The organism is Pseudomonas sp. MPR-R2A5, from assembly GCF_058793055.1.
This window is the reverse complement of the sequence record NZ_JBXAFK010000018.1, coordinates 21,815-42,777: the sequence shown is the minus strand read 5'-3', so window position 1 is coordinate 42,777 and position 20,963 is coordinate 21,815. Positions and strand designations below refer to the sequence as shown.

Below are 20,963 nucleotides of genomic sequence, written 5' to 3'. Positions count from 1 at the left end.
CCAGTACTTCCCTCTACGCGCGAAGCTAGCCCCGTTCCCCAAGACGGCAGGCTCGCACCATGCGCACAGATCCCGCTTCCCCAAAAGCCTTCCGGCCCAACCGGCCGCGCCAATATGCACGGCTCATCCTTGCTGCTGGGGATGACCTTGCTCGTGATGTCCTCCTTAGCAAAGTCCCCGCCGACTGGCTGGAATTGGTGCAGGCGCATGTTTCCCAGGGTGAAGCGCATATCCAGCAGCACGTGCTCGAGCAAGAGAAACTTCGCCCTTCTGTAACTCTCGCTGGTCCAGCCATCGCCGACTACCGCGAACCTGCGCATATCCCTGGCAATGCTGTTATCGCCGCACGGCACCTGAATGCTTTGCGTGCATCCCTCAATTCCTCACGAGCGAACCCATGACTCCTTATTTCTTGAAGCGGCGTCCCCGTGCGCCACGTATGACCGACTGGACCATCATCACACTGATTCTGTTGATCGGTTTGGCATTGGTGGCTCCGACAAAACTTCCGGTAGTCCTCTATAAGGCTGGCCTGGTAACCCTGGGCGGTGTTCTCGGCTACTGGATTGACCGGGCGTTGTTCCCCTATGCCCGTCCGAACAGAGTAATGCGCACCGCACAACCGCTGGCCGGTATCCGCCGCGCATTGGTCGTGCTGGCCTGCGTCCTCGGCCTGACCTTGGGGCTCTGAATATGCGCAGAGTTCTTCTATATATAGGCGCTGGATGCCTGGCCACGATTGTCGGGCTTGCCTTATCCACTTTTGCGCGTGCCGAAATCCCTGCCGAGGCAGAGCATTACCGCCGTGATTTGACGCGTATCGCCCAGGCCGAGTGGGGCCTAGATGCTCCCGTGGCCACGTTTGCCGCGCAGATCCACCAGGAAAGCCGCTGGAAGTTCGACGCGAAATCGCCTGTCGGTGCGCAAGGCTTGGGCCAGGTGATGCCCTCGACCGCCACTTGGCTAGCCAAGTTATTCCCCAAAGCTCTCGCCAAGGTTGAACCGTATAACCCGGTTTGGTCTATGCAAGCACTGGTCAGTTATGACCGCTGGCTGGCGGATCGGGTCCAGGCACGTACGCCCTGTGATCAGGGCGCCATGATGCTTTCTGCATACAACGGCGGTCTGGGCTGGGTGATTAAAGACCGCAAGTTGGCATCGGCTAAGGGCGCCGATCCGCTGACTTGGTTCAATTCTGTCGAGCGGTTCAACAACGGCCGCTCGGCCGCTGCCTTCAAGGAGAACCGTCAATACCCCCGTCTGATCCTGTTGCGGTGGGAACGGCTGTATGAAGACGCAGGCTGGGGAAAAGGTATCTGCCTATGAAAAGCCTGTTCCTGAAATCCCTGCCGATCCTGGCCATTCTTTTCGTCCTTGGCATGGCAATTAAAGTGCTCGATGACTTTGGCCAGTCCAGATACGACGCCGGTTATGCCTTAGCAAAGTCTGAGGGAGACAGGGCACTTGCGAAGGCAGAACAAGCGCGTGCAGAGGAAAAGCAGAGCGCCGCCGAAGCGGCGACCAGTGCCGCGCAACAGGCCAATGCAGATCTTCTTAAAGAGCAGGCCAGGAATGACCAATTGGCTGTCCAGCTCTCCGACACGAAAGAAAGTCTGCGCAAAACCACCGACCGACTCAAAGGAGATATTGCCCGTGTTACCACACTCTACCGTCGCGCCCTGGATGCGAAACCTGAGCCGCTGCCTGTTGCTGTGTTCACCACTGGCTTTGTCCGCGTGTGGAACACAGCCAACGGAATTGCCGCCACTCCCCCAGTGCAAACCCCGAACAGCTCCAGCCGAACTCCTGCGCCTGCCAGCGGAACCGGAACCACTGATGACCTCGACTCAGGCCTCACCCAGGAACGACTCCTGACCAACCAGGTGCGTAACGCCGAGCTGCATGGCGTTTGCCGGGCGCAGCTCACAAGCCTGATCAATTGGACACGCAATGAAAGCAAGTGACTACGCGAGCGTACTCGAAGCTCTGCACAACGAAAGCGCTTTAGCGACTCATTTGGCACAGCAAGAAGTTTTAACAGGCCCCTCGGCCGAGTTTTGCCAAGTGGCTGATTGCGACATGCCGATCCCAGAAGAAAGGCGCCAGGCCATACCTGGTGTGCAACGTTGCGCGCTGTGCCAAACACGTCGCGAAAGGAGCAAGGCTTGATGGCGACCTTTGAAATGCCTGTGTGGCAGATGATCAGTATCGCTGTGACCATTCTCGGCGCCTTTGTCGGTGTGATGAAAATGCTCCTGGTGCAAATGGAGCGGCGCCTAGATCAACGGTTTGCCGTGGTCGACAAGGACAGTGAACGGCTGCGTCAGGTTGAGATCGGGCTAGAACGCCTGCGCGGAGAAATGCCTTTGAACTACGTCCGCCGCGAGGATTGGGTACGCAACCAATCCATTATCGAAGCCAAGCTCGACGGCCTGGCACTCAAGTTAGAAAACGTACAGCTCAAAGGACTACGTTGATGAACATCGATCCAGCCAAGGTGCGCCGGGAATCCCTGCGTTGGTACATCATTCTCACCCTCAACACGTCTCGGCCCGTTGATCCCCATGAAGCTGTGGTGCTGTCGACTATCCAGGGCATTTTCCCCGACGCCACCAGCTTGGAGCTACGGCGCGAACTGGACTATCTGGCCGACCGCCAGTTGGTCACGCTGAACAAGCAGCCAATCGGCGTATGGATTTGCGGCCTGACCCACTACGGCGTCGACATTGCCGAGTACACCATTCCCTGTAATCCAGGTATCGCACGACCAGAAAAATACTGGAGCTGACGCCATGCCCCCGCGCAGCAAAGTCGCCAGCCTGCCCAAGGCGGTAAAAAACTGGCTCGATAAGGCGTTGGCTGAAAACAATTTCAGCGACTACGAAGCCCTGGCCAACGAGCTGTCGAACCAGGGTTTTTCGATCAGCAAGTCGGCACTGCATCGTTACGGTCAGGACTTCGAGTCCAAGCTTTCCGCTTTGAAGATGGCCAGCGAGCAGGCCCGCGCTGTGGTGGCCGCTGCCCCAGATGAAGAAGGTGCCGTCAATGAAGCGTTGATGCGTCTGGTCCAGGAACACCTGTTCAAGCTGTTGATGAGTGATGGCGATCAAATGGACTTGCCCAAGGTGGCCAAGGCCGTCGCGGAACTGGGCAAGGCCTCGGTGGTGCAGAAGAAATGGCAGGCCGAGTGGCGGGAGAAGGTCGAAATAGCGGCGGCTCGCGTTGACAAAATCGCTAAGAAAGGCGGCATGACTCAGTCGACGGCTGATGAGATCCGGCGCGAAATCCTTGGGATGGCCTCATGAACAGTCAACGTATTGTCTGCCAGTTCAGTTGCGGCGCAGCGTCTGCAGTGGCCACGAAACTAGCGTTGACCCAGTACAGCGCCACTCACAACGTGCAAATTATTAACGCCTTTTTGGCCAATGAGCACGAAGATAATCGGCGGTTTCTGGAGGATTGTCAGGTATGGTTCGGCCAAGAAATCATCCAATTAAGGGATGAGAAATATAGCGCCGACATCATCCAGGTGTTTCGCCGCGAGCGATTCATGAAGGGCCGCAGCGGCGCTCCCTGCACCAAACTACTCAAACGGCGACTTCTCGATGCCTGGAAGCATCCCGGCGATGTCATGGTGTTTGGCTACACCGTAGAAGAGGCGGATCGGTTGGAGGACTTCCGCGACCGAAACCCTGATCGCCCCGTCCTCGCGCCACTGATTGACGCTGGGTTGAGCAAAGAAGACTGCAAGGCAATGATCCTCAGGGCTGGAATTGAGCTGCCCCTTATGTATCGCATGGGTTATGACAACGCGAACTGCATCGGCTGTGTGAAGGGCGGCGAAGGCTATTTCCGTGCCATTCGCGAAGACTTTCCTGACCAATTCGAGGTGCTATGCCAGGTTCAGGAGGAGCTGGGCTCGGGCTCATACCTGCACCGCAACCGGAAAACGGGCATCCGTTACTCGCTGCGCGATCTCCCACCAGGTGAGCCCCGTCGAAACGAGACTCTACCGGCCTGCTCGTTTTTTTGCGAAATGGCTGAGGCTGACATCAGCGGTGGCGAGCAATGAGCGTCCCTCTTATTCTGGACAGCACTGCCACCCTGGTTGCCCCAGCGGTGCTTCTCGACTACCAAAAAGAGTGGATCGGCATCCGTGCCCCACTCAAGGTCGGTGAGAAATCTCGGCGTATTGGTCTCACCTGGGCCGAGGCGGCAGATAACGTCTTGGTCGCAGCATCCGAAAAGTCGGCGGGAGGTCAGACCGTCTACTACCTGGGTTACAACCAGGACATGACCGTGGAGTACATTCAGGCGTGCGCCATGTGGGCGCGAGCTTACAACTATGCCGCTGAACAAATCGAAGAAGGCATCTGGCCCGACAGCGATCCAGACAAGCACATCAAGACTTACACCATCGGTTTTCCCAGCGGGCACCGCATCGTCGCGCTGACCAGTCGCCCATCCAACCTGCGAGGCCGTCAGGGTGTTGTCGTGATCGACGAAGCCGCGTTCCATCAGGACTTGGCCGAATTGCTAAAAGCTGCCCTGGCGCTGTTGATCTGGGGCGGCGAAGTGCATGTAATCAGCACCCACGATGGTACGGAAAACGCCTTCAACGAACTGATCAACGATATTCGAGCAGGCAAGCGCAAGGGCAAGCTGTTCCGCTGTTCGTTTCGTGAAGCTGTGGCCGATGGCCTTTACCACCGGGTTTGCCTGCGTAAAGGCATTGAGTACAAGCCTGACGAAGAAGCGGCCTGGGTTCAGGATGTATATGACTTCTACGGCGAAGCTGCTGAGGAAGAACTTGACTGCGTTCCCTCACAGGGCGGTGGCGCCTTTCTCAGTATGGCCCTGGTCGAAAAGCGCAGTAACCGCCACGTGCCGGTGCTGCGTCTGGCGTATCCGCAGGGTTACGAAACTATTGCCGAGCACCTGCGCCTTGCCGAATCACTGGAGTGGTGCGAGGAGCATTTGCTCCCGCTGCTATCGGCGATCCCTCTGGATGTTCAGAGTTTTTATGGCATGGACTTCGCTCGCTCCGGTGACCTCTCGGTCTTCTGGCCACTGCTTAAAGAGCAGAACCTACGCAAACGCACACCCTTTGTGGTCGAGTTGCGCAATGTCCCGTTCAAGCAACAGGCCCAAATCAAGTTCTACATCATTCGTCGCTTACCCAATTTCCTCAAGGGCGCCGACGATGCCGGGGGCAACGGCTCGCAGTTGTCGGAGGAAACAGCCATTGAGTTTGGGTTCAACCGCATTGAGCGGGTGATGCTCACCGAGGGCTGGTATCGCGACAACATGCCCCCGTTCAAGGCATCCCTGGAAGACGACACCTTCTACGACATCCCGGCCGACAAAGACGTGGCCAGCGACGTGCGCGCCTTTCGCATGGTCAGGGGCGTGGCCCGCATCCCGGAAAAGCGGACCAACGAGAAAGGCGAAAAGGCCGGACCTAAACGTCACGGCGACGCTGGTATCGCTGCAGTCCTGGCCGACTACGCGTCCCGCCAGGAAGTCGAGATCATCGAATATCACCGAGTCCAACCCGCATCCCAGCATGATCGCGAGATCCAGATCGGCGCCGGTTGGCGCTCCAAAAAAGGCATTTGGTAATGGCTGAATCCAAAATCGTCGACCAATACGGTCGACCGATCCAGTACGACAAGCTCACCGAGGAGTTGGCCGCTGCCCAAACCACCGGCATACGTCAGGTTTGGCATCAGTCGGTGGCCAGCGGCCTAACGCCTGGACGGCTCGCCGCCATCCTGCAGGGCGCCGCCGAGGGCAACGCCCACGATTACTTGACCCTTGCCGAGGAAATGGAAGAAAAAGATCTGCATTACGCCTCGGTGTTAGGTACCCGCAAACTGGCAATATCTGGCTTGGCCATTCGTGTCGAAGCCGCTAGCGACGACGCAGAGGACGTGCGCCGGGCTGACCAGCTCAAGGAAATAGTCGACTCTCCGGAGTTCGGTGAACTGCAGGCCGACCTGACCGACGCCATGGGTAAAGCCTATGCCGTCTCCGAAATCATGTGGGACCGCAGCGGCAAGACCTGGAATCCTGCGCGCTTTGAACCAAGGGACCAACGCTTCTTCCAGTTCGACCGCGACACCGGCCGGGAGCTGCGCCTGCTTGATGAGGCTGACATGGTCAACGGCGTGGCCTTGGCGCCTTACAAGTTCATTGTCCACCTGCCGCGCATCCGTTCTGGCCTTCCGATCCGGGGCGGCCTGGCACGCCTGGCAGCCGTGGGCTACATGTGCAAAGCCTGGACCTGGAAAGATTGGATGGGCTTCGCCGACATCTTCGGCATGCCCATGCGCGTTGGGCGATACGGACCAGGTGCCAGCAAGGACGATATTGCGACCCTCATGTCGGCGGTGGCCAACCTCGGCAGCGATGCTGCAGCTGTGATCCCGGACAGTATGCGTATCGACTTCACCCAAGCGGCCAATGTCGCCGGTGCCGGGGACTTTTTCAAAGGCCTGGCTGAGTGGTGGGATAAGCAGGTCAGCAAGGCGGTCGTCGGGCAGACGATGTCCACTGACGATGGCTCCAGCCAGGCCCAGGCGACAATCCACAACGAAGTACGGCTCGATCTGCTGCAGGCTGATGCCAAAGCCGAATCAAATACGCTGAACCGCTACTTTGTGCGGCCCTGGTGCGACCTGAACTTTGCACCAGGTCGAAATTATCCAAGGCTGATTATTGATGTGCCTCAGCCCGAAGATATAAAAATTCTAATCTCTGCCCTGGAGAAGCTGGTCCCGCTAGGGTTGAAGGTCGAACAGTCGGTCATTCGCGACAAGCTCAATCTCCCAGCTCCGGCTGCAGGTGCCGAGGTGCTGGGGGCACCTTCGGCTGTGCCTTCTAAGGTATTGGCTCAGGCGGCTAACAGTGAGCAGGCGCCCGCCAAGCCAAAGGTAGCGCCGGACATCGTGGATAACCAGGTGCGGACGATGGAGCGAGCGGTGGGGGTGTACATGGATGACATGGTCGAGCAGCTCAAAGAACTACTCGACACGGTCCATAGCCTGGAGGAATTTCGCGACCGGTTGATTGAAGCCTACCCGGCGATGACGACTAGCCAATTAGCCGATGCCATTGCTGATGGCCTAGCGGCTGCCAGCTTGGCTGGGCGGGATGACATTTTGAGAGGGCTTTAGGTTCTGCGTGCTTTCCCATCTGCCTTCAACTGGTTAAAGGCATTCTTATTCAGTTCAAGATTTTTAGTACCAATAATGACATTTACAGCAGATAGCTCTGCTACGGCGTGAATGCCTTCCGGGATATTTTGCATCACTCCCCTAATGTCGAGGCACTGGCATTGTTCAAAGCGGTACCAAATCGCTTTAACCATCATTTCGCTCCTTTGGCGTTGGATAGATAGCATGGCAGTATCACATGGTTCTCTCGCGTTCCAGGAACAGATCGACTACTTCCGTAGCAAGGTCGACCTGCCAACCCGCGCCTGGACGGACGTTTACGCCGCTGAGCATGACTACGCCTTTGTCGTGGCCGGTGCGGTAAAACGCGATCTGCTGACCGATCTACGCGGGGCGGTGGAAAGGTCCATCGCCAGCGGGACCACCCTGGAGCAGTTCCGCAAAGACTTTGACCAGGTCGTTGGCAAACATGGTTGGCAGTACCAGGGCGAGCGCGGTTGGCGTACCAATGTCATCTGGGAAACCAATCTGCGCCAGTCCTACAACGCTGGGCGCGAAGTCCAGATGGCAGACCCGGAATTGCGCAAGCGCCGCCCCTACGCGGTTTACCGCCATGGCGACAGCGCCCACCCACGCCCTATGCACTTGTCCTGGAATGGCATCACACTGCCGCTCGATGATCCTTGGTGGGAAACCCATACGCCGCAAAACGGCTGGGGCTGCAAGTGCAAGAAGTTCATGCTCTCGGCCAGGGACGTGGAGCGCCAGGGCCTGACGATTGGCCCGGCGCCCACCGTTGAGTGGGAGGATCGGGTTATTGGCACGAATAGCCCCAACGGCCCGCGCACTGTACGAGTACCTAAGGGGATTGATCCAGGCTTCGAATACTCACCAGGACAGTCCCGATTGGCGAACTCCGTGCCCCAGCTCCGCACCCGTGACCTTGTGCCTGCGCCGTCAGCAGTTCCGGCCCCTGGGCAAGGGTTGCCCAACCGCCAGCCGAGTGGCCCTTTACCGCAACCTCGCCCGGTACCAGCAAAGCGCCTGCTCCCTGCCAAAGTGCCTGCAGCGAATGCTGTAACCCAGTTCCTGGGCGAGTTTGGCGCCGCCGATGCGACACCTGCAGTATTCCGCGATGTGACGGGTGATGCCCTGGTCATCGGCCGGGAGATGTTCAGCGGTGCCAAAACCGGCGCAATAGCGTTGCCTCAGCAAATCAAAGCACGCGAACTCCTCTTGTTGGCCGAAGCCATCAAGACGCCCGACGAGATCTGGGCACGGCTGGAATGGCAATCCGACCAGGGCAAGGCGGTACTACGCCGCCGCTTCCTGGCGCACGTCCATGTAAAGGGTAAGGCCGAGCCTGCCGTGGCCGTGTTCGATCAGGGCGCGGACGGCTGGACCGGTGTCACCGGGTTTGTAGATGACAGTGAGCAGTACCTTGAGGCGTTGCGCCTGGGCGTTCTGCTTTATCGGCGTACCGAATAGGAGCAACACATGGCCGGTTCAATGCTTGAGGTATCCGTTGATACAACGTCGGTGGGCAAGAGCCTGGATGACCTGATCGAGCGCTTGGACGATCTGACGACGCCACTCAACGACATAGCCGAATACCTGCACCAATCCACGGATGACCGCTTTCGCCAGCAGGTCGCCCCGGACGGCTCGCCCTGGGCGCCGCTTGCGCCGTCGACCCTGGCCCGCAAGAAAGGTGGTCGCATCCTGCGTGAGAAAGGCACGCTGCAGGACACCCTGCGCCACAACGTCAGCAACAACGAACTGGCGTTTGGCACTGATCGTGTATACGGCGCTATCCACCAGTTGGGCGGCAAGATCGAGCATGCAGCCAGGTCACAGCAGGTCTACTTCCGTCAGGGGAAAGATGGATCGGTGGGCAATCGCTTTGTGAAAAAGAACAAATCCAACTTTTCCCAGTGGGCAACCCGAGGTGCAAGCTCTACGGAAATGCAGGCCCGGCCATATCTTGGCCTGTCTTCGGAGGATGAAACCGAGATCCTGGCCATCGTGGGCGATTACCTCACAGAAGGCTTTACAGGTTGATCGCCTGTAATCGTTTTTGCGGCGCGCTGAGCTGTTCGCGGTACATCCGCCGCCGATAGGGTTAGCAACAACCGTTAGACCCGCGTTAGATTGGCTCAGAATGCCAACCGCAACGCGCCCGTGAGACACGATTCCCCATTCTCTACGTATAGAATGGGCTGACGGTGTATCCCCCCAGGGGTGCAACACGGATTAAAACCTTACGCCGCGCCGAAACTCCCCGCCTTCGATAGCCCGCCGACACTGGCGGCATGAAAACTCAACTCGCCGTTAACTCCGAGATCTACAGCTCCGTCGAGCTTTCCGATGGGAAGGCGCCCGAGTGGGTCGAACTCATTCCCGCAGGCCCAACCGTTGTTGGCCGTGACGGCCGCACTTGGTTGTTCGACGACGTGGCCCATCAGTTCGTGCAAACCAACTTTTCCAGCCGGGCAATTGATTTGCCCATCGACTGGGAGCATGCCACCCAGCGCCGCGCCCCTCTTGGCCAGGAAGCACCGGCCGGTGCATGGATCAAACAGTTGGAGATACGCGACGGTGCTTTGTGGGGCCTGGCCGAATGGACGCCACGCGGCGAACTCCAGGTTGAAAACAAAGAGTACCGCTTCCTTTCCCCTGTTTTTGATTACGACGATGAGACCAAGCGCATCGTGCGCATGGTCAGCGCCGCCCTCACCAACATCCCCAACCTCGTCATGACCGCTCTCAACCAAGAGCAATTGGAGAATGTCCCTGTGAAACCCTCACCAGAGCTTTTAAAGCTGCTTGGTTTGCCTGAGACGGCGACCGCAGAACAGGTCTTTACGGCCACCACCGCCAAACTGAACGCTACTAACCAGGCACTCAACACCGAGTCGGGCAACCTGGAGCGGTTCGTGCCTCGCGCTGATTACAACGCGGTGGAGTCTCGCGCACTGAATGCCGAACAGGCACTCGCCGAGCACAAGAAAACAGAACACTCCAAGGCCGTCGACGCGGTCATTACTGCTGCCACTCAGGCCGGGAAGATCACCCCGGCGACCGTGGATTACCACCGCGCCATGTGCCAGGACGAAGCGGGCTTGACTCGTTTCAAAGACTTCGTGGATGCCGCGCCGGTTGTTGCTGACCCCACTGACCTGGGTGGCCGTAAACCCGAAAACATCAACACCGCACTCAACTCCGAAGAACAAGCCATGTGCCGCCAGCTGGGTGTTGATCCGGTCGAGTTCGCCAAAACCAAGCAGAGCGAGGTGTAACCCGTGCCGCTGACTCAAGATCGTAATACGCCGATGAAGGCCACCGAAGTGCTGGTGGTGCCCGTCGCCGCCAACGTCCGCATCTTCGCTGGCTCTCTGGTGGTCGCATCGGCCACCGGCTTTGCCGCACCTGGTTCGACTGCCCTCGGGTTGTCCTACCTGGGCCGCGCCGAGGAGTTTGTCGACAACCGAGGCGGCGCCGCTGGTGCTACTCAGGTCGAGATCCGCCATGGCAAAGCATTCCTTTGGGCCAATGACGGCACCGTCACCCAGGCACACCTGTTCAAGCCCGCTTACATCGTCGACGACGAAACCGTTGCGGCTGCTGATGCAGGCGGCACCCGATCTGCCGCTGGACGCATCGTCGGTATTGATGCCGACGGCGTATGGGTTGAGTAACTCCCTCTATATATAGGAGCGCATTGCGCATGTTAGTTAACAAAGCCTCGATTCAGATGGCCTTCGTTGCCCTGAAAACCCTGTTTAACAATGCCTTTGCGGCGGCGCCCAGCAATTGGGAAAAGATCGCCATGAAGGTGCCAAGCTCCACCGGCAGTAACATTTACGCCTGGTTGTCGGCGTTTCCAAGAATGCGCCGCTGGGTCGGCGAGAAGTTTGTTAAAAGCCTCAAAGCATTCAGCTACACCGTGGAAAACGAAGACTTCGAAGCCACTGTCGAGGTCGACCGCAACCACATTGAAGACGATCAGTTGGGCATCTACACGCCTCAGGCGCAGATGGCAGGGTTTTCAGCCAAGCAGTTGCCCGATGAAATCGTCTTTGAGCTGGTAAACGGTAGCTTTAGCAACCTGTGCTATGACGGGCAGTATTTCTTTGATACCGATCATCCTGTCGGCGCTGGCAGTGTGAGCAATAAGGGCACTGCCGTGCTCTCAATCGCCACGCAGGCAGCAGCAAAGGCCAGTTACGGTGCTGCACGTACAGCCATGCGTAAGTTCAAGGACGATGAGGGACGCCCTCTGGACGTAAACCCTAACATCCTCTTGGTTGGGCCTGGTCTGGAGGACACGGCCAAGGCGCTGCTGACTGCTGATCGCCTGGAAGACGGCAAGGTTAACCTCTACAAGGGCACCGCTGAGCTGGTTGTCTCGACTCGCATTACCTCCGACACGGCTTGGTTCCTGCTGGATGCCAGCAAGCCCGTTCGCCCCTTCATCTACCAAGAGCGTAAAGCGCCAGTCTTTGTTCAGCAGACTGATCCGGAAGCGGATGATGTCTTCAACCGCAAGAAATTCAAGTTCGGGGCAGAAGCACGGGCGGCCGGTGGTTATGGCTTCTGGCAACTGGCATTCGGTTCGACTGGCGAGGCCTAAGGGGGCGTCATGACGACTGTCATCGTTATTACGGCCAGGCGAAATGGCTTTCGTCGCTGCGGCGTCGGCCACTCCGACCAGCCGATTACCTGGCAACCGGGCGACTTCACGTCTGAGCAATGGCATGCCCTGGTCAAAGAGCCTCAGTTGATTGTCACCTGCGTGGAAGTAGATCTGGAGCCAGAGTGGGAGCCGCGCCATGCACTTACGTCGTCCACCGCGCTACCGGAAGCGTCCAACACCGCACAAAACGTTCAGTCGCAGACGCTTGAAGCAAACACTGCAACTCTGGGTGATGGAGTGCTTCTGTCCGTCGCCCCAGGTGCGGGCAATGTCGGACTTGATGCCCTCTGGGAAGATGCCCTCATGGAGGATCGGGCATATGAACTAGCCAAGGCGATAGAAGCGCCGGACGGCGAACTTGATTCTCTCTGGGAAGACGCCCTGAAAGAAGATCAGGAGCGTGAAGCGTCCAAGACACTGGCAGAGAAACCGCCCGCGAAACCTCGCAGAGCCAAGGCAGGTAAATAGTGAACCTCTCACTGCCATCCGCCAGCCAGCTACTTGTCCGCTTTGGCGCCCGCGACATCACGGAAGTGGCTGTCCCGGACACCGAGCGTGTTATCGAACCGGCGCTACTCGTGGCCGCTGCTGCTGGCGAGCCTTTGGACGAATGGCAGCCTGAGGACGTGGCCATCGCCGTTGCGACGCTGGCCAGGATCGCCGACGCCGTAACGCGGGCACGTAGTGAGGTGTCGTTTTACCTGCGGTTTCGCCCGGCCGGTGAGGATGCCCCTGAATGGGTGACTGCCGATCTGGCCGAGGTCGCCCGCTATCACCTGTACGACGATGCGGGCAAGGAAGAGTCGACCGTGCGCGTGCTCTACAAAGACGTGCTTAAGCGGCTGGAAACATTGGCCGCAGAGGACAAGGAACGTGGAGCTTCTGACGGCGGCGAGTCTCGCCTGCAGATCAGCCACCAGCCTCGTCTGATGAGCCGTACCACGTTGAGGAACTTGTAATGCTGGGCGAGCTGGAGGACTTGATTGTGGCTCGCCTGAGGGAGCTGGTTCCGAAGGTCCACCGCCTTACCGTTGACAGCTACGGCGGTGAACTGGGCGACCCGGACTTGCTAGACGGCTTACTCAAGCGCTGCCCGGCCGTGCTGCTGATGGTGCCAAGGGCCGTGTTTCGTAAGCGCAGTCAAAGCCGTTACGGCGTTCCGATCACGTTTCGCCTGGTGATCGTTACGCGTCATCCACGCGGTGAACGGGAGACCAGGCGCGGGACAACTGCCACAGACATTGGCAGCTATGCGCTTTGGGAGGCCTGCATGCACCAGCTTGTGGACTGGCAACCCTGGCCGGATCGAGCACGCATTGAGCCAACGGAGTTATCCAACCTGGTTAACGGCAAGTTTCAAAGCGATTACATGTCGGTCCTGGGGCAATCGTTTTCGATTGAGTTGGATTGGACCAAGCCAGAGCAGGACCTGCCGGACCTGGAAGGCATCGACATGGTTTACGTACAACCTGGTCAACCTGAACCGGTTGCCAGCGACATCATTAATCTGGAGGGACTGTAATGCTCGTCACCGCCGCACCCGGCCACATGGTCCCGATAGAGGGTGATCCCCGTAAACACATCGAGCCAGGCCAAGATCCCGTCGAGGTGCTGAACACCTCTTACTACCGTCGTCGCATTGCCGCAGGCGAGCTGTTACTCAGCAAGGGCCGCAGCAGTGCCAAAAAGACCACACAGGAGCCTGCCGAATGAGCATTGCCTTCGACACTATCCCAGCCTCTATCCGTAAGCCGGGCGCTTATTTTGAGTTCAACACCAGCCTGGCCGTCAGGAGCCTGCCAACCAACGCGCAAAGCATTTGTTTGATCGTGCCGCTGGGCGCTGGCGCCACCCTTGCAGCCAATGTTCCAACTCAGGTCTACAGTGCGGCCGAGGCCAAAACCTTGGCCGGGGCGGTCGCCGCCGAAATGGTGGATGCCGCCATCAAGGCCTACCGCTATGTGGCTATCTCGATAGTCGGTGTCGTCGTCCAAGGTGATGCGGAGCCCGACATTGCGCTTGCGTTGGATGCTACGGCCCTGGGTGGATTCACCATCCTAGTACCGGCGTGGTTCAGTGCAACAGCAATGACGGCTCTTAGGACTCACATCGACACCTACACAGACTCCATTGAGCAACAAAGCATTATTGGTGTTGGCGCGGTGGTTTCGACCCTGTCATCGTCGATTGCACTGGCTGCCGCACTTAATGCGGGAGCGATCAGCGTCGCACTATTGCCAGGAACCACTTCAACCGCACGCCAGGTTGCAGCGGCATACGCCGCAGTCATCGCATCCGAGGAAGACCCGGCACGGCCACTTAACACTTTAGTTTTGACTGGTATCAACGCCCCGGCGATTAATAGCCGCCTCGGCCGCACCGAGCAGGAAACCGCACTGGCTAACGGTGTAACCCCGCTGGAAGTGGCCGCTGGTGATGTCGTTCAGATTGTTCGAGCGATCAGCACTTACACGAAGTCGGCTGCAGGGGCCTATGACGAGTCGATGCTCGATCTGACCACCATGCGCACCTTTTACTACGTGCGCACCGCATGCCGGACACGTATCAGACTCCGATACCCTCGCTCGAAACTTTCCAGCAAGACCCCGCCGGCTGTTCGTGGCGAGCTGCTGGACGTTCTCAAAAAGCTGGAAGAGCTGGAGATCGTCGAAGAGGTCGACGCCAATGCCCCAGGTTTGGTAGTCGAGCGTTCAACTCAAAGCGCAAGCCGCCTCAACTCCAGCATCCCCGCCGATGTCGTCAACGGTCTGCACGTGTTCGCTGGCCGTATCGACTTGATCTTGTAAGAGGTGACATTAGATGTCTGATACCTATGTAGGGTTAATCGTAATGGAGCTGAACGGCACCGATTACGAAGTAACCAGCCTGGAGCCCACGCTCAAAACCGGTCGCACCATCGTCAAAACGATGAACCGTACCGGTAAACCGCTGGGCACGGCCAAGGGTATGGAGGAACACGATCTGCGTATCTCCGTAGCCATTCCGAAAACTGGGGAGCCCAATTGGCGTGCCCTGGTTGACGCGAAAATCACTATCTATCCGCAGGAAGGTGGTGGAAAGCGCGAGACCTGGACTGGTTGCTCCTTGGTCGAGATGGGTAGCAAGTACCAGGTCGAAGGCGAAGCCACTCGCGACCTGACTGTCAGCGCTTTGAACTACTACGAGGAGTGATGCTGTGAGTCAGATCGAAAAAAAATGGGAAGGCCTGACCATCACGAAGGCATTGGGTATCGGTGTGTTTTACGCAGGCACTTTTCATAAAGCGTTCACGCTGCGTGTAGGCATGACCGGCGACCTGATCAAGGCCCAGGAGCAGCACCCCAACGGGCCGCTTCAGTTGGTGACACTGGAGGTCTACCGTAATCAGCTCTTGTCGGTTGGTGACATTCCTATTGAGGCACTGACCACCGATCTGCTGCGCGAGTCGCTGGCCGAATCGGATCTGGCGTTGATCGCTGAAGCGGATGAAGAACTGGAAAAAAAGCTCATGCCGCCGAGCGCGGCATCGCCGACTGGCGACGCATCGAGCACGTCCTCGTCCGGCACGGATACCGATTAGAGGAAATCCGGCGCATGTCGAAAGCAGAGGTCGAGAACCGCATCGATCTGGTGATAGGTAAGCGCAAAGGCAAACGCTACGTCAGTAAGCGGTTGAAGAACAAAAGCCAAGTCGACAGCAAGTGAGGCCCAACTATGGGCCTCTCATGCATACGTAATTCTATACCTGGAGTAACTTAGATGAGTTCCGATCTGCGCGTCGCGTTACGCATCCAGGCCAACTCAGGCAATAGCCGACGTGAGGTTCAGGCACTTGAGCGTGACCTGCGCAAGGCAGGTAAAGATGGTGCCAAAGCTCTAGCTGACGACAGCAACAAAGCGTCCACTGCACTGAGCAAAACTGGCCAAGTCGGTGCGGCCAGTTACAAGATTATCCGCCAGGCCATGCGGGACACTTCCTCCCAGGGCTCAAACGTCTTTCGCCAAGGTGTAATCCAAACACAGGCTGACCTCAAACAGATGGGTCAGATCGGCCGCCAGGCCGCACGAGAAACCAAGACAGAGTTGGTGCGCACCGCGAAGGAAGGCACCGAACCACTGCGCCGTAGCGTTGAACGCACTGACGATAGCTTTCGTCGCCTTGCCCAAAACGGAGGCCGCAACCTGCGCATGCTGAAGACAGTGGCAGCGGGTGTTCGGCGAGAATTCGACCGCATCAAAGGATTGGGGTCGACTGCACAGGGCCAACTGGCTGGTTTGGGTGTGGGCGTGGGAGTGATTTCAGGTTTAACGGGTAGCGCGCAGCGTGATCGCCAGTTGATAAGAACTCAGCAGACTGCGGGAATGACCCTGGCTCAAAAAGACGAATGGAGAAACGAAGGTTGGCGTATTGCAAAGGCATACGGCGTGAGCCGCGAAGAGGTAGACACCGGCTTTAATACACTGATCGCGTCGGGCCTTAACTATGAAGCTGCCAAAGATGGCGGTGACGCTATTGGCCAAGCGGCTGCTGTTACAGGTGCGAATCCCGCAGTCCTCGGTGAAGCATTGATGACAGGTGGTTCCGCATTCGATATTGACTTAAGCAAGAAAGGCGCTGCTCTGGATTTCCTTCAAAAGATGACAGTTGCCGGTCGCTTAGGCAGCGCGGAGTTAGAAAACCTTTCCAGTCTTTTTCCAGTAATCGGTTCGAGTGCAAAGGCTGCCGGCATGTCATTGTCCCAAGCCCTTGCATTTACCGAGAGCTTGTCAAAAGTGGAAGCGCAACCGGAGAGACTGGGCACTCTGGTGCAGTCAACTTTGCGAGTGTTTGATAACAAGCAGTATCGAGACCAAGTTACTAAAACTACCGGGGTTCCGTTTTTTAACGAAGATCAGAGCACCCGTAACCCGGAGCAAGTATTCAGCGACGTAAAACGCAAGTACGAAACGATGAAAACCGATGAGAAACGAGCCCGGTTTATGGGCGTAGTTTTCAAAGGAATGGATCAGGATACTGTTCGCGGATGGCGAAGTATGCTGACAGGTGAGCGACTGGACGACTTCAAGTCTGGGTCGAAAACGCTTGATAAAGCTGGCCCTATATATAATCAGGACTTAAAGGAAAACGTCGGGAGCGCCAGCGGTACAGCCTCCAGGATGAAAGCCACTCTTGGCCAAGCGATTGACCGCATGGCCATACCCTTGAATAAGGGTTTTGCTGACTTTGGAAGTTACCTCCTGGACGATTTGAACCTGTCAGGTGAGCAGATGCTAGCGGGTGGCGCTGCTCTTGGTGTCGGCGGTTATTACGCGGGGCGTGGTGCCAAAGCTGGCGCAGGAGCCTTGCTGAACAAGTTTCTTGGTGGCCCGGAAACCATAAAAAATATCGCCGTAGGGAAGGTGTTGGAGGAAGCCACTGGCGTTACATCGGTGTTTGTAACCAACTGGCCGGGGCCCGGCTTGAATGTGGGTGGTATCGCCCCAGACCTTGGTTCAGGCAAGAAGGGACCAGGCAAAGGAGGGCTGCCAGGAAAGGGAGCGAGCATGGGCTTAGGAATGGTGATGGGCGCGGCGATGGGGACGGGGTCTAGTGATGCTCTCTCATATCTTCCATTGTTGCTATCGGGCGGTCCGCGTTTGATTTATGCGTTTTCTCAACTTAAAAACTCTACAGGTCTCAATACCGACGAAGACCGCTTGGCCATGGTTTCGCGCAATAAACTTATCGACGATGGCCAGCGCACTTACCAAACAGCGTTTTATCGCAATCGCATATCCCTCTTGGAACAGAATCCCGGCCAATCATCCAACTGGGCATCAGAGCAGGCCCGGCGCCTGGCACAGAATGAAACCGGCCTGACAGCAGCAGGTGGTTCGGTATCAGGCGCAAACAGTTGGGCGGCAGGTGTGGCCGGCCGAGCGGTGGACTCCGGCATGGCCACCATCGCAGCCGCTCAAAAGCTAAACGAACTGATGGGTAAGCCGTTAGTAATCGAGATACGGACTGACTCGAACTATATTTTCGCGGAGTTGGAGCGCCGTCTTGACGTACAGTTGAGGCGCGGCCAATGACCTGGGCGAAAGACTTACTGGACGCCTCTTATCGCGGCGTACCGTTCAATGTCATGGCAGAGGATCTGACTGGGCAACGCTCTCTTGGCCAGCACGGAGTGCCCTATGTTGACGGTGATGATGTCGAAGACCTAGGGCGCGGTCCTCGCCAGTTTGCATTACAGGCGGTGATCTTCGGCGAGAACTATTTGCTTGAACTGCAGACCCTACTTCGAGCGCTAGACACTCGTGGTAGTGCTGAGCTGATCCACCCTATTTATGGCAGTGTGGCTGTTGTTAATGCCACCTACCAGGTGAGCCATCGTGCGGAGCGACCCGACTACGCCGAAGTCGCGATGCAGTTCCTAGAGCACACGCCAGGTCAGGCTTTCTTCGCTCAACAGTTTGAATTCGTCGACGTGGCCACGCTTGAGATGGCAGATGAAGCCAGTTGGCAGGACGGCGTCCTCGATTTGTTCGGGCGACTCGACTCGTTGGTGTCTGAAATTCAGTCATGGATTGGTGGCGGCTGGACGGGGCTGATTGAAAAAGCGCTTGGCCTGCCGGGCATTACATTGCGTCTGCAGCAAATGCGCTCTCAGATCCTGGGCGTAGTGGCTGGGGTCGCATCCATGGCCAAAAGCACATCAACTGCGTTCGACCCGTTGACTGATTTGACTCGCACACCCACCGAGATCCGTGCAGCCATTCAGGGAAGTACTCCTAGCTCATCCACTGAACTGTTAGCCAGGTCAGGCATGCCATCGACGATACCTGGTGCAACTTCGCTTCCCGCCGACGTGGCTCGAATCGCATCAGCATTGCTAGTCAAGGCTCGCCAAGGTGAAGAGCCAGACGAGGACTCGGTGCCGAACTCGATGCCTACGGACCCCATTGAAGCGGTTGGTTTTGGTCTGGTTGTCTTGGTGATCACGGAGCTTGCACTGAGCTACGCAGAAGCTGTGGGCGTAGTGATTGAGGCAGAGTCTGACCAGTTGACGCTGAGTCCTGAGGAACTGGAGCGACTGGTTAACCTGGTACGCAGTTTGATCCAGGCCGCAATCCTTCTCCACCGTCGCCTGTACGACATTGAGGCCGCGCTTCCGGTCATTGAGGGTCTTCGAACGATAGCTGCATTAATCCAGATCCGAGCGCGCCAGGTAATCCTGCAGCATCCGCCGTTGATCGCTCGTACTGTCGATACCACGGTAAGCCTGCGCTTACTCGCCCATCGGTGGTACGGGGATAACTCTCGCGCTGCCGAGCTGCTGCGCCTCAATCCAACATTGCGCACGCCTTATGGGATAGCGGCCGGAACGGTTCTGAAGGCCTATGCAAACTGAAGAATCTATCCGGCTTTCCATTGGGGGCCTTACCAATGAGACTTGGGACAGTTGGTCGGTAGAGTCCGACCTGCTTACCCCGTCCGACGCATTTGAATTGGAGTTGTTCACCCGCGACACAATCCAATTGCCCAGCGTACTGGTTGAAGGCGCTAGCTGTGAACTGACCCTGGGTCGGGATCGCGTATTGACCGGTCAGATTGATGAGTTCGAGCACGACATTTCGCGCCGAGGTATCGCGATCCGAGTCACCGGCCGGGACAAAGCTGCTGTGCTGGTGGATTGCTCAACGCCGTTTGTCTCAATGCGAGAGGCCTCGCTAGCCGACATCATCAAACAGGTTGTAACGCCGCTGGGTATCACCCGTGTTGAGATTCGAGCGGCTAACGCAAAAATCAGGCGCCGCGTCCAAATCGAGCCGGGTCAAACCGCATGGGAGGCTCTCCTGCAGGTGGCCGAAGCCAACGGCTTATGGCCTTGGGTCGAGCCCGACGGCTTACTCGTCGTCGGTGGTCCTGACTATACGTCGGCTCCTGTTGGCACTCTGATCCTGCGTCTCGATGGTCAGGGCAACAACACAGAGCGCCTTTCTGTACGCCGATCTATCGCCGGTCGATTCAGCCAGGTGACTGTCCTCGGCCAGCACGGGCAATACGATAATGACGGGCTCGACACTACCCGCTCGCACCTGCGCTCTGTAGTTCAGGACGAAAGTCTGGCCCGCCGTGGGATCTTTCGCCCCAAGGTAGTGATCGACAGTTCAAGCGAAAGTCAGGACATGGCCACCACCCGTGCCCGCAAGGTTCTCGCTGACAGCAAGCTGGAGGGTTTCGAGATCCGTGCCGTGGTCAAAGGTCACCGGGCGGGCAACGGCCGAGTATGGACACCTGGCCAGCGCGTGATCGTCAGCAGCGAGCCGCATAACCTGGACGCAGTGTTTTTCTTGATGTCCAGGACGTTACGACTGACCCGACAAGGCGCAATTACAGAACTGCGACTTCGCGAAGACAAAATGTGGATTCTCGACGGTAACCCCCTGAAGAAACACAAGGGCAAGGTCAACCAAGACGCTGCTTTCATTGAAGAAATAAGGAGAGGCTGATGCGCGGCATGGGGCGAATGATGCGTGAGCAAGCCAAAAACGAGCGAGTGAACTATCGCCAGGCGTTCCGTGCTGTGGCCGCTCGCAATACACATGGCAAGCTGATCGGTGTGGAGATGCAAGGCTTGGCTGACGAGTCAGTTGCGGGTGAGCTGTTCCAGCACTACGGTTTCACTTCGGCGCCTTTACCAGGTGCGGAATACATCGCCGTTCCAGTGGGTGGAAACAGCAAACACACGGTCGTGATCGCCAGTGAAGACGCCCGGTACCGCATTACGCTGCAGGATGGTGAGGTGGCCATCTACTCCGATGAGGGCGACCACGTGCACCTCAAGCGCGGCCGCGTGATCGAGGTCGTGACAGAAACGCTCCTGGTCAAAGCCGGTACCAAGGTTCGGTTCGAAACGCCCTTGATTGAGACCACTGGCGAAGTTCAAGCAGAGGGCAACATCCAGTCTGCAGGTGAAGTCATAGACCATACCCGAAGCATGCAGGATGACCGCGAGATCTATAACGGCCACCAGCATGGCAACAGCCCAACACCCTCTCAGCAACAGTAAGTCTATCCAACGGCTCTTACGCCGCCACGAAAC

28 protein-coding genes are annotated in these 20,963 nt (G+C 57.6%); 27 read left to right on the top strand and 1 reads right to left on the bottom strand.

Going from position 1 to position 20,963, the window contains the following annotated elements; genetic code table 11:
- Window positions 1-59: 59 nt before the first annotated feature.
- From AC1Q6I_RS14705 to AC1Q6I_RS14655, 11 genes are read left to right on the top strand one after another with little or no spacing between them, the layout of a single operon-like run.
- A complete protein-coding gene (locus AC1Q6I_RS14705) occupies window positions 60-401 on the top strand; it encodes a hypothetical protein (protein ID WP_146015746.1) in 342 nt (113 codons plus the stop codon).
- Window positions 398-691, top strand: coding sequence for a putative holin (locus AC1Q6I_RS14700; protein WP_083381358.1), 294 nt, complete (start codon window positions 398-400; stop codon window positions 689-691). Before AC1Q6I_RS14705 ends, AC1Q6I_RS14700 begins: the two co-directional genes overlap by 4 nt.
- 2 nt (window positions 692-693) lie before the next feature.
- The gene (locus tag AC1Q6I_RS14695) at window positions 694-1,326 is read left to right on the top strand and encodes a transglycosylase SLT domain-containing protein (RefSeq protein ID WP_102623620.1); all 633 of its coding nucleotides are present in this window, start codon (window positions 694-696) and stop codon (window positions 1,324-1,326) included.
- Window positions 1,323-1,964, top strand: coding sequence for a DNA-packaging protein (locus AC1Q6I_RS14690; RefSeq protein WP_102623621.1), 642 nt, complete (start codon window positions 1,323-1,325; stop codon window positions 1,962-1,964). The genes AC1Q6I_RS14695 and AC1Q6I_RS14690 overlap by 4 nt, the downstream gene beginning before the upstream one ends.
- Window positions 1,951-2,169, top strand: coding sequence for a TraR/DksA C4-type zinc finger protein (locus AC1Q6I_RS14685; protein WP_102623622.1), 219 nt, complete (start codon window positions 1,951-1,953; stop codon window positions 2,167-2,169). The genes AC1Q6I_RS14690 and AC1Q6I_RS14685 overlap by 14 nt, the downstream gene beginning before the upstream one ends.
- Window positions 2,169-2,477, top strand: a complete 309-nt coding sequence (locus AC1Q6I_RS14680; protein WP_074846184.1) for a hypothetical protein — start codon at window positions 2,169-2,171, stop codon at window positions 2,475-2,477. The genes AC1Q6I_RS14685 and AC1Q6I_RS14680 overlap by 1 nt, the downstream gene beginning before the upstream one ends.
- Entirely contained in the window at window positions 2,477-2,788 is a 312-nt protein-coding gene (locus AC1Q6I_RS14675) for a hypothetical protein (protein ID WP_102623623.1), read from the top strand. Before AC1Q6I_RS14680 ends, AC1Q6I_RS14675 begins: the two co-directional genes overlap by 1 nt.
- Before the next feature lie 4 nt (window positions 2,789-2,792).
- Entirely contained in the window at window positions 2,793-3,305 is a 513-nt protein-coding gene (locus AC1Q6I_RS14670; protein WP_102623624.1) for a DUF3486 family protein, read from the top strand.
- A complete protein-coding gene (locus AC1Q6I_RS14665) occupies window positions 3,302-4,072 on the top strand; it encodes a hypothetical protein (RefSeq protein ID WP_102623625.1) in 771 nt (256 codons plus the stop codon). Before AC1Q6I_RS14670 ends, AC1Q6I_RS14665 begins: the two co-directional genes overlap by 4 nt.
- Entirely contained in the window at window positions 4,069-5,622 is a 1,554-nt protein-coding gene (locus AC1Q6I_RS14660) for a hypothetical protein (RefSeq protein ID WP_102623626.1), read from the top strand. Before AC1Q6I_RS14665 ends, AC1Q6I_RS14660 begins: the two co-directional genes overlap by 4 nt.
- On the top strand, window positions 5,622-7,178 hold the full coding sequence (locus AC1Q6I_RS14655; protein ID WP_102623627.1) for a DUF935 domain-containing protein: 1,557 nt from the start codon (window positions 5,622-5,624) through the stop codon (window positions 7,176-7,178). Before AC1Q6I_RS14660 ends, AC1Q6I_RS14655 begins: the two co-directional genes overlap by 1 nt.
- Here the strand turns inward: AC1Q6I_RS14655 and AC1Q6I_RS14650 are convergent.
- A complete protein-coding gene (locus AC1Q6I_RS14650; protein ID WP_102623628.1) occupies window positions 7,175-7,372 on the bottom strand; it encodes a hypothetical protein in 198 nt (65 codons plus the stop codon). The genes AC1Q6I_RS14655 and AC1Q6I_RS14650 overlap by 4 nt on opposite strands.
- 31 nt (window positions 7,373-7,403) lie before the next feature.
- On the opposite strand from AC1Q6I_RS14650, the gene AC1Q6I_RS14645 reads away from it, so the two are divergent.
- From AC1Q6I_RS14645 to AC1Q6I_RS14570, 16 genes are all read left to right on the top strand, one after another.
- A complete protein-coding gene (locus tag AC1Q6I_RS14645; protein ID WP_102623629.1) occupies window positions 7,404-8,666 on the top strand; it encodes a PBECR2 nuclease fold domain-containing protein in 1,263 nt (420 codons plus the stop codon).
- Window positions 8,667-8,675: 9 nt separating this feature from the next.
- On the top strand, window positions 8,676-9,239 hold the full coding sequence (locus AC1Q6I_RS14640) for a phage virion morphogenesis protein (RefSeq protein WP_102623630.1): 564 nt from the start codon (window positions 8,676-8,678) through the stop codon (window positions 9,237-9,239).
- A gap of 251 nt (window positions 9,240-9,490) precedes the next feature.
- Window positions 9,491-10,477, top strand: coding sequence for a phage protease (locus AC1Q6I_RS14635; protein ID WP_102623631.1), 987 nt, complete (start codon window positions 9,491-9,493; stop codon window positions 10,475-10,477).
- A gap of 3 nt (window positions 10,478-10,480) precedes the next feature.
- A complete protein-coding gene (locus tag AC1Q6I_RS14630) occupies window positions 10,481-10,876 on the top strand; it encodes a hypothetical protein (protein WP_256581255.1) in 396 nt (131 codons plus the stop codon).
- 29 nt (window positions 10,877-10,905) lie between these two features.
- Window positions 10,906-11,811: a Mu-like prophage major head subunit gpT family protein gene (locus tag AC1Q6I_RS14625; protein ID WP_102623633.1), complete on the top strand. Its 906-nt coding sequence runs from the start codon at window positions 10,906-10,908 to the stop codon at window positions 11,809-11,811.
- 9 nt (window positions 11,812-11,820) lie between these two features.
- Complete coding sequence (locus tag AC1Q6I_RS14620; RefSeq protein WP_102623634.1) at window positions 11,821-12,342, top strand: HI1506-related protein; 522 nt, start codon at window positions 11,821-11,823, stop codon at window positions 12,340-12,342.
- Window positions 12,342-12,833: a phage protein Gp36 family protein gene (locus AC1Q6I_RS14615; protein ID WP_102623635.1), complete on the top strand. Its 492-nt coding sequence runs from the start codon at window positions 12,342-12,344 to the stop codon at window positions 12,831-12,833. Before AC1Q6I_RS14620 ends, AC1Q6I_RS14615 begins: the two co-directional genes overlap by 1 nt.
- Window positions 12,833-13,396: a phage protein Gp37 gene (locus AC1Q6I_RS14610; RefSeq protein WP_074846223.1), complete on the top strand. Its 564-nt coding sequence runs from the start codon at window positions 12,833-12,835 to the stop codon at window positions 13,394-13,396. Before AC1Q6I_RS14615 ends, AC1Q6I_RS14610 begins: the two co-directional genes overlap by 1 nt.
- The gene (locus tag AC1Q6I_RS14605) at window positions 13,396-13,587 is read left to right on the top strand and encodes a DUF2635 domain-containing protein (RefSeq protein WP_102623636.1); all 192 of its coding nucleotides are present in this window, start codon (window positions 13,396-13,398) and stop codon (window positions 13,585-13,587) included. Before AC1Q6I_RS14610 ends, AC1Q6I_RS14605 begins: the two co-directional genes overlap by 1 nt.
- Complete coding sequence (locus AC1Q6I_RS14600) at window positions 13,584-14,681, top strand: phage tail sheath C-terminal domain-containing protein (RefSeq protein WP_102623637.1); 1,098 nt, start codon at window positions 13,584-13,586, stop codon at window positions 14,679-14,681. The genes AC1Q6I_RS14605 and AC1Q6I_RS14600 overlap by 4 nt, the downstream gene beginning before the upstream one ends.
- Window positions 14,682-14,694: 13 nt before the next feature.
- Entirely contained in the window at window positions 14,695-15,066 is a 372-nt protein-coding gene (locus AC1Q6I_RS14595; protein WP_074846230.1) for a phage tail protein, read from the top strand.
- A gap of 4 nt (window positions 15,067-15,070) precedes the next feature.
- Window positions 15,071-15,454 carry a hypothetical protein gene (locus tag AC1Q6I_RS14590; protein WP_074846233.1) on the top strand — a complete coding sequence of 128 codons (384 nt, stop codon included), beginning with the start codon at window positions 15,071-15,073 and terminating at the stop codon, window positions 15,452-15,454.
- Window positions 15,455-15,633: 179 nt separating this feature from the next.
- Window positions 15,634-17,946, top strand: coding sequence for a phage tail tape measure protein (locus AC1Q6I_RS14585; protein WP_102623638.1), 2,313 nt, complete (start codon window positions 15,634-15,636; stop codon window positions 17,944-17,946).
- Window positions 17,943-19,268, top strand: a complete 1,326-nt coding sequence (locus AC1Q6I_RS14580; protein WP_102623639.1) for a DNA circularization protein — start codon at window positions 17,943-17,945, stop codon at window positions 19,266-19,268. Before AC1Q6I_RS14585 ends, AC1Q6I_RS14580 begins: the two co-directional genes overlap by 4 nt.
- Window positions 19,258-20,370 (top strand): phage baseplate assembly protein, encoded by a 1,113-nt coding sequence (locus AC1Q6I_RS14575; protein ID WP_102623640.1) that lies wholly within the window; start codon window positions 19,258-19,260, stop codon window positions 20,368-20,370. The genes AC1Q6I_RS14580 and AC1Q6I_RS14575 overlap by 11 nt, the downstream gene beginning before the upstream one ends.
- A complete protein-coding gene (locus AC1Q6I_RS14570) occupies window positions 20,370-20,930 on the top strand; it encodes a phage baseplate assembly protein domain-containing protein (RefSeq protein ID WP_102623641.1) in 561 nt (186 codons plus the stop codon). The genes AC1Q6I_RS14575 and AC1Q6I_RS14570 overlap by 1 nt, the downstream gene beginning before the upstream one ends.
- Window positions 20,931-20,963 lie beyond the last annotated feature (33 nt).